Below are 15,696 nucleotides of genomic sequence, written 5' to 3'. Positions count from 1 at the left end.
TCATGAATGCAAAGCATTACAAGTCTGTGCTTACAAGTCGGTCAATAACGGCTATTCGCTAAATGCTTTAGAACATTCGCATATGAAATGCGAACAGTAAATCATTTTTAACGCTCTTTACGCCGAATTGACACTCGACTTTTCAGCAATGACGGTTTTGAATTCGTTGTAAAAAGTGTATTTGAGTATTGAAAAAAGGATTAGAAAAATGTCATATGATTTGGAGGCGAGTGTCAAAAAGTTGAAGAGAATGGTTAAAATGTTTTACTGTTTGCGTAGCAAATGATTTAAAACATTCAATGGCTGAAACTTATTTTGACCGTCGAAAATCAAAGACTTGATGTTTTGTAACTTTTGCATTAAGGTAAAAGTTAGAAGAAAAAAAATCGAAAGATTCTGCACTTCGAGTGCCTCAGTGACCGTGTTATTAGTGAATTAAAATAAAAATAAAAACATAAAAAGTATAAGAATATAGACTCACATCTATCCCTCGAAGACAACACAATAAGAAAGTAAATGATCTTCATAAAGTAATTAGTGTTAAATTTTAGTTTTCATTTATTAATGTAATTTTTAAAACTGTTGGAGGGGGAATTTTGGGTGTAACTTAAAAAGTAGTATAAAAACAGTATTTATTCATTTTTTCCTTGATGAAAAAACATTTGAGATTAAGAATTTGAAATTAAAAGGAGAAGCTCCTGTGGAGCTTAGGTAAAATTGTTACAAGTTGATTAATAATTATATGTTCATTTTTTCCTTGATGAAAAAACGAACCAAAAAAATCAAGTCTGTGCTTACAAGTCGGTCAATAACGGCTACTCGCTAAATGCTTTAGAACATTCGCATATGAAATGCGAACATAAATCATTTTTAACGCTCTTTACGCCGAATTGACACTCAACTTTTTAGCAATGACGATTTATAAATTCGTTGTTATAAATGGATTTGAGTATTGAAAAAAGGATTAGAAAAATGTCATATGATTTGGAGGCGAGTGTCAAAAAGTTGAAGAGAATGGTTAAAATATTTTACTGTTTGCGTAGCAAATGATTTAAAATATTGAATGGCTGAAACTAATTTTGACCGTCGAAAATCAAAGACAAGTCTTTTTTCGTTAGTTTTTTTGACTGTTCCCCGAAGGGCACATGAATACCGACAATAAAAATAGATAAGCTATGAATAAAAAAGTGATAGAAAGAATTTTACATTCATTTTTTCCTTGATGAGAAAACATTTGAAATTAAAAGGAGAAGCTCCAGTGGAGCTTAGGTAAAATTGTTACAAGTTGATTAATAATTATATGTTCATTTTTTCCTTGATGAAAAAACGAACCAAAAAAATCAAGTCTGTGCTTACAAGTCGGTCAATAACGGCTATTCGCTAAATGCTTTAGAACATTCGCATATGAAATGCGAACATAAATCATTTTTAACGCTCTTTACGCCGAATTGACACTCGACTTTTCAGCAATGACGGTTTATAAATTCATTGTTAAAAAAGGATTTGAATGTTTAAATAGGATTAAAAAAATGTCATATGATTTGGAGGCGAGTGTCAAAAAGTTGAAGTAAATGGTTAAAATGTTTTACTGTTTGCGTAGCAAATGATTTAAAACATTGAATGGCTGAAACTTATTTTGACCGTCGAAAATCAAAGACAAGTCTTTTTTCGTTAGTTTTTTTGACGAAAAAAAGTGACAAAAGATTTCTCGATACCTCGAAATGACATATTAGATGCGATTCTGAGACAAGCCCAGAATGACAAAATTTGTTATTAAAAAGTGGATTTGAATATAAATAAGAATAAAAACGTAAAACGTTAAGCGTAGACCGTAAAACGTAAAAAAAAACAAAAACCCCTTTCCCAAAAACAAAGTTGGCGCGATGTACTGGAAAAGGAGTGGCTTTTAAAACTAATGTTGAATTTTAAAAAACTTATGTAAAATTATGAAAATATTTTACTTTAAACTCAATAGGCATATAATAAGTGTGCTATTGGGATTGGTTTGTGCTACACCCCTATTTGCACAAACAGGAAAAACCGTGACTGGAACGGTGAAAGATCATAACCATTTGCTCTCTGGCGTGGTAGTAACAGAAGAAGGTACACAGAATAGTGTGCGAACTGATGCAAATGGATACTATGCGTTGACCTTACAACAAGACAATGCTAAACTTATTTTTGAGCAATTGGATTTCCCTATTCGTGAAGAAGAGGTATTGAATAGAAGTGTGATAAATATAAGTTTCACAAAAGAAGAGAATGAAATTCAGCTGAAAGATGTGGTGATAAATGCAGGGTACTATGCTGTAAAAGACAAAGAACGTACGGGGTCTATTGCACGTGTTACGGCTAAGGAAATAGAAAATCAGCCTGTAGATAATTTTTTAGCAACGCTACAAGGACGAATGGCAGGAGTAGAAATAACTCAAGAAAGTGGTGGTTCTGGAGGTGGATTTCAGATAAAAATACGGGGACAGAACAGTTTAAGACCCGATGCCAATCAACCTTTATTCATTATAGATGGTATCCCCTACTCTTCGGATCCTATTGGAGGCACATCTACCTCTGGAAACAGACCTTCTTTTACAAGTCCGTTATCTACGATTAACCCTGCTGATATAGAAAGTATAGAAGTACTGAAAGATGCCGATGCTACAGCTATTTATGGATCGCGTGGAGCAAATGGTGTGGTGCTCGTTACAACTAAACAGGGGAAAATAGGTGCTACACAGGTAAGTATTCGGACATCGATGGGGTTAGGAAAAATTACACGTCCGTTGAAATTGATGAATACCGAACAATACCTTGATATGCGTAGACAGGCTTATGCCTACGATGGTATTTCTACTTATCCTACAAATGCCTATGATATAAACGGGACATGGGATCAAACCCGATCTACCGATTGGCAAAAAGAATTAATTGGAGGTACAGCAGAATATAACACGATACAAACTTCTATAAGTGGTGGTAACACCGCTTTTAATTATACCGTGAATGGTACACATCACGAAGAAACTACTGTTTATCCAGGAGCATTTAAGTATTTGAAAAATGCTGTTCATTTGGCTTTAAACTACAAGGCTAAAAAGTTTAATTTCTTATTTACGGGTAATTATAGCAATCAAAATAACAATCAACCTTCTACTGATTTAACAACTGTTGCAAGAGAATTAGCACCCAATGCTCCTGCTTTATATGATGAGAATGGACAATTGAATTGGGCAAATAATACATGGACCAATCCATTGGCAAGTTTAGAGTCTAAATTTCTATCAAAAATAGATAATCTAACCGCTAATATGATGTTGAGCTATGCTATTTTACCTGAATTAACTTTTAAAACCAATTTAGGGTTTACCCAATTGCATAGCCGAGAGTTGAGAACTTTTCCGTCAACGATGTATAATCCTTCTTCTGGACAAGGTAGTGAATCATCAAGTGTAGAATCTAATCAAACTAATCGTTCTTCATGGATTATAGAACCTCAACTAAGTTGGGATAAGAAATGGAATCAACATCGTTTTTCTTTTCTTATAGGTGCAACTTTTCAGGATCAAAAAACTGATAGGCTGTATTTAACTGCCGCCGATTTCCCTTCTAATGAAATGTTATTGTCTTTGTCTACTGCTGCTTTACAATTAATAGGCTTAGATGAAAAAACAAATTACCGTTATCAAGCTTTTTATGGACGATTGAATTACATCTTACATGATAAATATATACTTAACGTAACAGCTAGACGAGATGGCTCGAGTCGTTTTAGTCCTCAGAATAGATATTCTAATTTTGGTGCAATTGGTGCGGCTTGGCTTTTTTCGAAAGAAAGTTTTCTACGTGAAGTATCATGGTTGAGTTTTGGGAAATTACGTGGTAGTTATGGAATTACAGGAAGTGATAATATTGGAGATTATCAATATTTAGATAACTATCAAACAACATCCAATCCATATAATGGGACAGTTGGTTTAAGTCCTATTCGGTTATATAATCCCAATTATCATTGGGAGACAAATCGCAAATTAGAAGTTGCGCTAGAATTAGGTTTTCTACATGATCGTCTTAATTTTTCTATGGCTTATTATCAAAACAGATCAGGAAATCAATTGGTCGGTATTGCTCTACCTACGACAACTGGTTTTTCTTCTTTTTCTGGAAATTTACCTGCAACAGTAGAAAATAAAGGATGGGAATTTACACTTGGTTCCAAAAATATAACGACTAATAATTGGAAGTGGACAACAGAGGTTAATTTATCTTTTAATCGGAACAAGCTACTATCTTATCCAGATCTTGAAAGCTCTGCTTACGCCAATACTTATGTTATCGGTCGATCAATTAACAGCATCAAACTTTATCAATACACAGGTATAAATCCTACAAATAATCAATATGAATTCTATGATTATGATGGAGATGGTATAATAACTTCTCTAAAAGATCGAGTTGTACTCGTCGATCTTAATCCTTCTTATTATGGTGGTATTGCCAATCAAATTCGGTACAAACAGTTGAGTTTAGATATGTTATTTCAGTTTGTAAAACAAGAACGACAATTGTACTTGCCTACAGCAATAGCTGGTACTATGACCAATCAATTAGTAGACTATGGTATACCTATGCAACCATATAGTACTAAAAATTCTCAAATAGCGGCTAATTATAATTTAATGCGAAGTAGTACGCTTTCTATTGTGGATGCTTCTTACATCCGATTGAAAAACATTTCGATTACCTATGATATTCCTTTAAAAGATCATTTCTTGAAACCTCAAATCTTTCTACAAGGTCAAAATCTATTTACTCTAACGCCTTATAAAGGAGGTGATCCCGAATTTAAGTACAACCGATTTCTCCCTCCTCTTCGTACCATCGTAATGGGAATGAAATTAAACTTTTAGTCTGATAAGAATAATAAAATTTAGCACAATGAAAAATATATATACGTTAAGTTTAACAGTCGTTATAAGCGTCTTATTCTTTAGATGCAATGATTTTTTGGATGTTGATGTTCCTACTTCTCAATACAATAGTGAGTTGGTTTTTGCTGATAAAAAGACAACAAATGCTGCGCTTATTAACCTATATGCAGATATGAGAGAAAAAGGTTTTGTAAGTGGGCAAATGAGTGCTTTTCCTGTTTCTATTGGTCTATATACCGATGAATTAGATTCGTATCAAATCAATCAAGTAGAATCTCAAAATTTATATAATAATACATTACAGGCAAATAGCGCCACTGTACTACAATATTGGTCGCAAACCTATTATCAGATTTATATGGCAAATGCTATTATAGAAGGATGCCAAAATAGTAAAGGCTTATCTACACCAGATAAAAATGGTTTTATAGGTGAAGCACTTTTTGTGAGAGCATTGCTCCATTTTTATTTAGTGAATACCTATGGCGATATTCCTTATATAAAAACAACGAATTATGAGTTGAATAAAAGTGTTTCTCGTTTAGAGAAAACAAAAGTGTATGAACAAATTACACAAGATTTAGAAGTAGCTATACCGCTATTATCTTCACTAATAACACTACAACGTAATCGTCCTAATCAAGTAACTGCACAAGCTTTACTAGCACGTGTAGAATTGTATAAAGGAAATTGGGTAAATGCTGAAAAATGGGCTTCTACAGTAATTAATACTCCTTCTATAGAATGGCAACAAGATGTTAATCAAGAGTTTTTGAAAGAGAATAAATCGATTATTTGGCAAATTTCTCCTAAGCAAGCTGGTAATTATGCGTATGAAGGTGGTACGTATACTATGTCGCAACTGGTCCTCCTACTTCTATTGCTTTAACAAAAGTAAATACACAGTTTGAACCAAATGATCTTCGTCAAAAAAACTGGGTAAGAGAAGTTACTAACGGTACAAGTACTTGGAAACATGCTTATAAATACAAACAAAGAACAAACTCTTCTTCAACAACAGAAAACTCGGTTGTTTTTCGATTAGCAGAACAATTTTTAATTCGAGCTGAGGCACGTCTAAAACAACAAAATAAAGTAGGTGCCTTACAAGATCTTAACAAAATTAGATCAAGAGCTGGTTTGCCTGCTTATATCGTATTGACTGATGAGGAATTTATAGAAGCTATTTTACAAGAAAGACAGCATGAGTTCTTCTGTGAATTTGGGCATCGTTTTTTTGATTTAAAACGATTGAATCTAATCGATCAAGTATTAACTCCAACAAAATCAAATTGGAAAAGCTATTGCCAACAATGGCCAATTCCTGAACAAGAAATATTAAAGAATTCGAATTTAACACAAAACACTGGATACTAATGAAAACAACTATATTGAAGCATTTTATTGTATTAATACACCTCATGTTTTTATTTAACATGAAGCCTGTATTTGCACAACATACTCACCGAACAGTAAAAGAATCTGAATACGATAAATGGGGAAAAGTTATTGGTTCGCAAATTTCTGAAAAAGGGAATTGGTCTACTATTAGTATGTCTTACGCTACTACAGATACTGTATTTTTAATTAATAACTTGACGAAACAACAAATAAGTATTGCTGGAATAAGAGAAGGTGCTTTTATGAAAGAAAATTCTTTTCTATGGTTAAAAAACAATAATCTTTCTGTACTTAATTTAAAAACGCTAGAAAATATTGAGATTCCTGCTGTAAAGAAATATGTTGTTTCAGTGGACAAGAATATTCTTATTTCCATAGAAAAACACAACAATGCACAACGAATTGTTTTGCGAGATATAAAAGGTAATAGTATAAAAACCATTGAAAATACGCGTAATTATAGTTTTGATAATGAAACAAATCGAATGGTTTATGAAAAAATAGTTGATACTAGTGTCTTTTTAGAATACATAGATCTTTCTCACCCTTTATCATCTAATGCGGTAGCACATAAAGAAGCTGGTTCTTACACTAATTTTAAGTGGAACGACAATGGTGTCGTTATATTATCGAAAAACGAAAACGCCTTGTCTAGCATTTGTTATTTTGATCTAAAAAGTAAAAACTTAGACTGTATGAATACTAATTTGATAGAAGACGAAATCGATCAAACATCAAATACATTGTATCTTTCTGCTAATGCTGAATTCATTTATTTCAATGCCAAAAAGAAGTTGATAAACAGAACAACAAATGATTCTGTAGAAATATGGTATGGTTCGGATCAGCTGATCTATCCAATTAGAAAAATGAGAGATGAACGTGGTTATACCCCTTATACTTGGGTTTGGAATAGAGTAGAAAATACTGTAAAACAGATTACAGACGATGAACTACCTAATATACATTATTTATCGAATAGTAATAAGCTCTTATTATACAACCCATATCAAAACACAACAGATAATAAATTAATAAACGATTATGATGTTTATTTCTATGATTCGAAAACAGCTGTTAAGAAAAGAATTATTCAAGAATTTGATCCAAATACTCATTTATTCGGAAATGTAGGACAAACAGATGATTTTGTTTACTACTATGACAATAATTGGTGGTGGTATAATACAAAACTTGAAACAGCTACAAATCTGACTTCTTCCATACATGCCGAATGGGATAACAAAATACTAGATGAAGGTTATCAACAAATTGCATGGGGAATTGCAGGAATCTCAAATGATAAACAATACCTCTATCTATATGACACCTATGATATTTGGAAAATAAATGTAAAGACATTAGCTTCTACTAAGTTGACAAAAGGCAGAGAGTCGCAGCAAGTTTTTCGTTTTGAGTTATTGACGAAATCAAAAAATACGTCGGATATCCGTCTTATTGACGAAACTAAGAACAACAGGTTGGTTATAAACGATCTAAATACAAGAATTAAATCTTATGCCATATTAAAACCAAATCATACAATTGATTTACTATTGACAAGTCATGATTTTTTATATACAAAGTTGCAACAAGCCAAGTTAACAACAGATTTTATTTACTTAAAAGAAGCCTATAATTTACCACCAGAATTGTGGTATAAAAAAGATATGAAAAGTGAACCAATACAATTATTCGCAACGAATAAACAACATTATCTTTATGATTGGGGAACATCCGAATTATTGCATTACACAACTATAGATGGAAAAAAACTAAAAGCTGCTATATTTTACCCACCGAATTACAAGAAAGGAAATGTATATCCTGCTATAGTTCGTGTCTACGAAAATTTGTCACAAACAGTAAAAGAATACCACAATCCATCGATGTATAACAACATAGGATTTAATGTATCAAATCTTACGCAACAAGGTTATATTGTTGTACTTCCCGATATGGCATATGATAAAGGTTTTACAGGTGCATCTGCTACAAATTCAGTTGTAGGAGTTTTGAATAAACTAATTGATGAAGGTGTAACTGAAAAAGGAAAAATAGGATTGATTGGACAGTCATTTGGAGGATATGAAACCAATTTTATACTTACACAAACCGATTTATTTAGTGCTGCTGTTACGGGAGCAAGTTTATTTGACTTGGTAAAAGACTATTTTTGGAATGAACCTTACGAAAAAACAGAAAGCTGGCGCTATGAAAATTTTCAATTTAGAATAAAAAAGCCATTTTTTGAAGCGCCCGAACTTTACATAAAAAATTCACCTTTGTATCATGCAAGTAGAATCACAACACCAATATTGAGTTGGACAGGTAAAAATGATACTAATGTACCTCCAGAACAAACGATGACAATTTATACCGCTTTGAGAAAACTCAAAAAAAAGATTGTTATGCTACGCTATCCTGAAGCAAGACATTTTGTATCAAGCAAAGAAGATCAAACAGATTTGACAAGGAGAATAGAACAATGGTTTGCTTTTTATTTGAAAAACGAACCAAAAAGTAGTTGGATTAAATAACCTACAAATAAGAAGAGGTTCCTTTCGGAACCTCTATTTTTAATTAATTGGTTTATATAATTCTAAAACACACTGGCCAACACCATTTTTTTGCCAAACTTGCTGTGGAGTTGCTTCTTCTGTCATACAAAGTTGATCTGTACGTTCTTGTGTACAATCAACTTTAATTTCTTCACAATCTGTAGACGAACTATGTCGAATAAATCCATCGATTAAAGCAGCATCTTTGATAGATTCGTTGCTTTTAGTTTGCTGCGTAGCAAACGCTCCTATTCCAGCCAATAAAAATGCTGCAATAGGCAATACTGTTTGAAGTTTTAAATTTTTCATTTTTTGATTTTTTTTGGTTTTAACCTACTATATTATACAGGTGTTCGGTTATCCTCCTGCTATCGGCCGATAGTTTATTGTATGATTTTCGTATTAAGCGTATATACAACCAGTTGATTCTTTATAATTGCATATAAATTATTGTTGTTAATAATAAATTCATTTGTTTTTTGACGATCAACATCATAGAGATAAAAACTGCCTTTATACAATTGTTTTTGATAATCATATATATCTACTGCAGAAGCTTGTTTCCACACTTGATTATCTTCAAATTGTCCTTTTTTAGTAGAATTTATATACAATAACCCATTATCTACCGCTGCTAAGCGGTTTATTACACTATTGGGATTTAATAATTTTTGCTGATTTTGCTGATTCGTTATAACTTTAAGTGGCGCTAAACGGGTGGTGTCTATTGTATGAGATCTGGTGATTACATCTAAATTTTTATTCGCAACTGTATAATTGTTTCGATAATAGTATACATATAGAAATTTATTTTGTTTTAAATCAAACAACGGAATGCCATCTGTATCAAAAATCCCTTGTGTTGCTTCACCAAATATTGATGTAGTGGTAAATTGTTGTACAGAAGGTGCTAAATTATATCGCGCTAGTATATTTTTTTTTGTTTTAAAATCTTGCTTACGTACAAATAACTCGTCTGTTGAACTTATAACAGCTTTCGAAAAATAAAGGGTTGGATCTGTTGATAATACTTTAGCTTCCCATGTTTTGATATCCCCCTTAAAGATTACAGGAACAGTTCCATCTACTAAAAAGAAATGTGGAGATGAAATAAATATTTTAACTGTACGAAAAGGAAAGTCGTCTTGGTCGATTTTAATTATTAGCTCACGAGATTGATAATTATCTAAATCTATTTCCGTTACATAAAGAGGTGCAAATCGATCTCCTAAGTATAGCTTATTGTTTGTAACGCCAATAAAATAGTGTGAATTATTTTTAAGCTTATACGAATGTTTACCAATCACAATATCTTTCAAATATTTTCGAATAAATGGATTCTGTTTAGACATCTTTGCTTCTGATTGTAAGAATAAAATAACAACACAACCCGCACTCAAAATACCAATTACAATTAATTTCAAGAAAAGCTTTCGTTTTACACTTTCTCTTGTAATCATAATAGCAATGATGGAAAGACCAACAAAGATTACATTAAAAATTAAATGTTCTGTCCATCCCATCTTTTCTAAAATACCGCCACAGGAACATGGAATGAAATCGCTGTAATTTAATATCAGATAAATATAGACTGTAAATGCTATCATTAATCCGAATGAAGCATAAAGCCCAATTAATCGCCATCTTTTATAACAAAGCAGTAATGCAATCACTATTTCCGCAATAATAACTGCATAAGAAATAAATCCTGCATAAGCACTAAGTAATGGTGATTGTGCCAATTGAATTTGAAAATTCTCAAAATCCATCAGCTTGCTTACCGCCGCATAAATAAACAACACAATAAATAGGTAGCAGATGAGTGTTTGTATAAATGGATCGTATTTTCTCATCTTAATGTGTTTTTAGGTTTAAAGTGAACTACTCACCTCCTTCTTCAGTACGCTTGATATAAGGATCTTTATCTTTTGGTGGATCAGCTTCTTCTTGAATAGAATCAGCAGTAACGACACTATCCAATTCTATATGTAAATCTGATTCGCGTTTTTGTTCTACAACAGATAAACCATCTGATCTTAATTGTGGAGCTTCCTGTTCTATACATTGATAAAATAGGAAACTAATGATGCTAATGAATAAATAAGTTTTTGTTTTCATAGTCGTGTTTTTTAGGATTATTTATATTCTTAGCTTAAAATTAGAAGGCATAATGATTAAAACAATAAAGAAGCACGTCAAAAACATAAAGACTATGTTGATTTTATAAAAGTGTCACCTGTAATCGTTTATATTATTAATAAACAATAAATTACCAAATGTTAATTTTTTAAATTACTATGAAAAAAATATCCTACAACGCTGTATAAATGTGTGAAATTTATAAATACATACATTTCATGGAGTAATCGATTAGTGATTTGTGGTAATTTACAAACCTAATTCAATTAAAATAAGTAACTTACATGAAAATCTACTACTGTTTTCATCTAAAAAAACAATGCTTATGAAAACATCTATACCCCTTCTAATTGGATTTTTATGGCTTATTTTCAACATCGAAAATGTCTATGCAATTGATCAACTAAGCACACAAACAAATGACTTTCTAGTTCAGAGAATTGATTCATTTCAAACCGATAAGAACAATCCCGAAGTTTGGAAGTACATTAATGCTTATATCCTAAAGGCTAAGATTAGTAATGATAGCGAAACGTTGTGCTATGGCTATAAGGAAGCTATTTACTTTTCACAGGATTATTCAACCAAATTAAAATATGCTGATAGTGCGATAGTTGTTGCTCAACAGACAAAGAATAATGATTTGATTGTTCAAAGTTTTCTTTCGAAAGGATTGGTTCATTATCAGTTCAAGAAATTTCAACCAGCCTTAAAAAATTATTTATTAGCTGAAAAGAAATTGAATAAGAAATCATCCAACTATTTAACGCATAAAGTCCTTTTTAATGTTGCTTTAATTAAATTTCAATTAAAACAGTTTAGTGAAGCGGAACTATTGTTTCAGAAATGCATTATTTACTTTGAAAATAATAGTTCAGATGTCAATCACCAAGCTTATTATTTAAATAGCCTTTATTATTCTGTTCAAATTTTACAGGCTCAACATAAATACACCGAAGCTAATCAACTTAATCATAAAGGTTTGGAATTGAGTCAAGATTCTCAAAACGACTATTTTATTCATTATTTTACCTATTTAAAAGGAATTCAATTCTATTTAGAAAAAGAGTATCAACAATCTATAGCCATACTAACAAATGAATTAGATTATTTAAAAAATCAACAAGATGCTAATTCACTTAGTTTGGCTTATTTTTATATTGGTAAATCTTACGAGACAATAAATGAAGTACAAAAAGCAATTATATATTTTCAAAAAATAGATCAACTTTTTAATGAATATGAGTTTTTGGATAGCGATGTTCGTGCTGCTTACGATGCCTTAATCCATAATTCTGAAAATAATCGTAATTACCCAAATCAATTGTATTATATCAATCAGTTATTAAAATTAGATCATTTAACTCAGCAAAATACAGTAAAGCTTTCTCCTATTCTCCAAAAAGAATATGATGAAAAAGAACTATTGAAGTTGAAGAAAAATGTTGAATTCAAAATCGCCATCTATCCTATTTTGATAGGTTTTGTGATCATTTTATGTTCAATAGGGGTATTGTATAGTTACAAACGTTTTTTCAAAAAGCTTACGATAGATAAAAAGAAAGTAAAAGAACCTCCCGTTATTGAGATTCCGACTGAAGTTGTAAATGATATTTTGAATCAGCTGAATGATTTTGAAATGAATCACTTATTTGTACAGAAAACTTTAACCTTAGCTCAATTAGCAAAATCATTTAAAACCAATTCTGCATATTTATCAAAGATTATTAATTCAGAAAAAGGAACTAATTTTTCAAATTACATCAATCGACTTCGAATAAATTATGTTCTTCATCTCCTAATGGATTCAGATCAGTATCATCAACATTCAATTGGTGATTTAGCAGAATTAGTAGGTTTTTCATCTTCTCGTCAATTTTCGAATGTATTCTTTCAAGTGACTTCATTTCGCCCTTATGAATATATTAAACAATTGAAATTCAATATAAACAAAGACGATTAAATAGAAAAACGTAAACAACATTTTCATCTCTAAGTAGTAGCAGGATAAAGGCAACATAGTGGCAGTAGAATGTATGTAAACGATTTTTGAATTGAGATGTAAGAATTGTAGTATGTATTATGTAATAAGTATTTGAAATGTAATCTGTCAAACTGAATTCATTTCAGTTTCTCATCCAATGGATTGAAGCTCCTCTGCAAATCGTATATCAACTTTAGAATCCTTTATTAATAATCAACTTGAATTAGAAAAACGGCATTAAAACTCTCACGTTAAGAAAATGATTGAATGGAACGTAAAAAAGATTTTAGCCCGTAGGGTTTGTAAAATCTTTAGTGGAATGAAAACATTTTTAGTAGAGAGGTTTACGGCCTTGACTTTTTGGTTACTTTTTAGTCAAGTAAAAAGTGACATCAAAGAAAATGAATACCTGAGCCACTCCGTGGCTCCTCCTCTTAATCTCAAATTTTTAATTTCAAATGTTTTTTTGGATGAGCTTCCCCGAAGGGCATATGAATACCGATAATTTAAATAAACAGGAAATGAATAAAAAAATGAAAGGAAGATATGACAAAAAAGAATATTCACCACATAGGTACATAGAACTGACATAGAAAAGACATTTCGATACAATTTTCTTTTTTTATGAAACGAAAATTTACTCAATGTGACAGCAAGAAAGAAAAAAAACGTATCACGTTAACCATAGAACATAGACAATTCCAAATGGCAGGATACTCCCAACATCAAGGCAAGATGAAGGCAACATAGTGGCAGTAGAATGTATGTAACTATTTTTGATGTACGATGTAAAATGTATTATGTACAAATTAGATGTGAGATATTAGTATTGAGAGGGTTGTTGTACAATGTATTATGTAAAAAGTAATAAGTATTTGAAATGTAATATGTCAAACTGAATTCATTTCAGTTTCTCATCCAATGGATTGAAGCTCCTCTGCAAATCGTATATCAACTTTAGAATCCTTTATTAATAATCAACTTGAATTAGAAAAACGGCATTAAAACTCTCACGTTAAGAAAATGATTGAATGGAACGTTAAAAGGTTTTAGCCCGTAGGGTTTTTAAAATCTTTAGTGAAATGAGAACATTTTTAGTAGAGAGGTTTACAGCCAAGCGTTTTTTGTTTCGTTTTTTGCGCTTAAAAAATGAAAGAATGATAATGATTTAAAAACATTCAATGGCTGAAACTAATTTTAACCGTCGAAAATCAAAGACAAGAGTTTTTTGAATACTTTTTTGCTCATTTCCCCGTAGGGCATATGAATACCGATAATTAAAATAAATAAGCTATGAATAAAAAATTGACAAAAGATTTGTTGAAATGACAGAATATTAAAGAAATAATGTGTTAAAAAATGTTAAATTCCTGTATCGATGTATATCCAAAATGACACTTTTCTGTATCGGTTGTGTATCAGCGCTGTAACCATTCTGTATCCATTATATATGCGTTCCGTATGGTTTGTTCGAGGTTCGTGTATCGGAAGGGACAAGATTTTAGATATGAGAATTGAGATTTTAGAATTGTTGAAAGTGATAATGAATTTTAATATAGAAAAAGGACGTAGAAACTGGCATTAAATCTCTCACGTTAAGAAAATGGTTGAATACAACGTTAAAAAGGTTTTAGCCCGTAGGGTTTTTAAAATCTTTAGTGAAATGAGAATATTTTTAGTAGAGAGGTTTACAGCCAAGCGTTTTTTGTTTCGTTTTTTGCGCTTAAAAAATGAAAGAATGATAATGATTTAAAAACATTCAATGGCTGAAACTAATTTTGACCGTCGAAAATCAAAGACAAGAGTTTTTTGATTACTTTTTTGCTCATTTCCCCGTAGGGCATATGAATACCGATAATTAAAATAAATAAGCTATGAATAAAAAATTGACAAAAGATTTGTTGAAATGACAGAATATTAAAGAAATAATGTGTTAAAAAATGTTAAATTCCTGTATCGATGTATATCCAAAATGACACTTTTCTGTATCGGTTGTGTATCAGCGCTGTAACCATTCTGTATCCATTATATATGCGTTCCGTATGGTTTGTTCGAGGTTCGTGTATCGGAAGGGACAGGATTTTAGATATGAGAATTGAGATTTTAGAATTGTTGAAAGTGATAATGAATTTGAATATTGAAAAAGGATGAAGAAACTGGCATTAAAACTCTCACGTTAAGAAAATGATTGAATGGAACGTAAAAAAGGTTTTAGCCCGTAGGGTTTTTAAAATCTTTAGTGAAATGAGAACATTTTTAGTAGAGAGGTTTACAGCCAAGCGTTTTTTGTTTCGTTTTTTGCGCTTAAAAAATGAAGGAAAGAGATTTCTCGATACCTCGAAATGACATATTGAATGCGATTCTGAGACAAGCCCAGAATGACAAAATTCATTGGTAAAAAAGAATTTGAATATTAATAAGAATAAAAAACGTTAAACGTAGAACATAGACAATTCCAAATGGCAGGATACTCCCAACATCAAGGCAAGATGAAGGCAGGATAAAGGCAACATAGTGGCAGTAGAATATATGTAAACGATTTTTGAATTGAGATATGAGAATTGTAGTATGTAAAAAGTAGTATGTATTTAAGATTAAGAATGAGGTTCTGATCATAATTTACGATAATAAGAAGATAATAATTTTATTACGTTCATTTTTTTTCTTGATAAAAAAACGAACCAAA

8 protein-coding genes are annotated in these 15,696 nt (G+C 31.3%); 5 read left to right on the top strand and 3 right to left on the bottom strand.

Annotation, left to right across the window (positions count from 1 at the left end):
* Nucleotides 1–1,946: 1,946 nt before the first annotated feature.
* Genes NZD85_RS01710 through NZD85_RS01695 form a run of 4 tightly spaced genes read left to right on the top strand, consistent with a single transcriptional unit; the run spans nt 1,947 to nt 8,866 of the window.
* A complete protein-coding gene (locus tag NZD85_RS01710) occupies nt 1,947–4,904 on the top strand; it encodes a SusC/RagA family TonB-linked outer membrane protein (protein WP_260543013.1) in 2,958 nt (985 codons plus the stop codon).
* 28 nt (nt 4,905–4,932) lie between these two features.
* The gene (locus tag NZD85_RS01705; protein ID WP_260543011.1) at nt 4,933–5,814 is read left to right on the top strand and encodes a RagB/SusD family nutrient uptake outer membrane protein; all 882 of its coding nucleotides are present in this window, start codon (nt 4,933–4,935) and stop codon (nt 5,812–5,814) included.
* Nucleotides 5,805–6,302: a RagB/SusD family nutrient uptake outer membrane protein gene (locus tag NZD85_RS01700; RefSeq protein ID WP_260544534.1), complete on the top strand. Its 498-nt coding sequence runs from the start codon at nt 5,805–5,807 to the stop codon at nt 6,300–6,302. The genes NZD85_RS01705 and NZD85_RS01700 overlap by 10 nt, the downstream gene beginning before the upstream one ends.
* A 59-nt stretch (nt 6,303–6,361) precedes the next feature.
* The gene (locus tag NZD85_RS01695; RefSeq protein WP_260543009.1) at nt 6,362–8,866 is read left to right on the top strand and encodes an alpha/beta hydrolase family protein; all 2,505 of its coding nucleotides are present in this window, start codon (nt 6,362–6,364) and stop codon (nt 8,864–8,866) included.
* Between the two features lie 39 nt (nt 8,867–8,905).
* Here NZD85_RS01695 and NZD85_RS01690 read toward each other — a convergent pair whose 3' ends face one another.
* From NZD85_RS01690 to NZD85_RS01680, 3 genes are all read right to left on the bottom strand, one after another.
* A complete protein-coding gene (locus NZD85_RS01690) occupies nt 8,906–9,196 on the bottom strand; it encodes a DUF6520 family protein (protein WP_221855747.1) in 291 nt (96 codons plus the stop codon).
* 74 nt (nt 9,197–9,270) lie between these two features.
* Entirely contained in the window at nt 9,271–10,740 is a 1,470-nt protein-coding gene (locus NZD85_RS01685; protein WP_260543007.1) for a DoxX family protein, read from the bottom strand.
* A gap of 28 nt (nt 10,741–10,768) precedes the next feature.
* Nucleotides 10,769–11,005: a hypothetical protein gene (locus NZD85_RS01680; RefSeq protein ID WP_260543005.1), complete on the bottom strand. Its 237-nt coding sequence runs from the start codon at nt 11,003–11,005 to the stop codon at nt 10,769–10,771.
* 346 nt (nt 11,006–11,351) lie between these two features.
* Here NZD85_RS01680 and NZD85_RS01675 point away from each other — a divergent pair, with 346 nt between their 5' ends.
* On the top strand, nt 11,352–12,989 hold the full coding sequence (locus NZD85_RS01675; protein ID WP_260543003.1) for a helix-turn-helix transcriptional regulator: 1,638 nt from the start codon (nt 11,352–11,354) through the stop codon (nt 12,987–12,989).
* Nucleotides 12,990–15,696 lie beyond the last annotated feature (2,707 nt).

It is taken from the genome of Empedobacter stercoris, from assembly GCF_025244765.1.
Classification (GTDB): Bacteria; Bacteroidota; Bacteroidia; order Flavobacteriales; family Weeksellaceae; genus Empedobacter; species Empedobacter stercoris.
The sequence above is the reverse complement of the archived record's forward strand: the minus strand, read 5'-3'. Positions and strand labels throughout refer to the sequence as shown.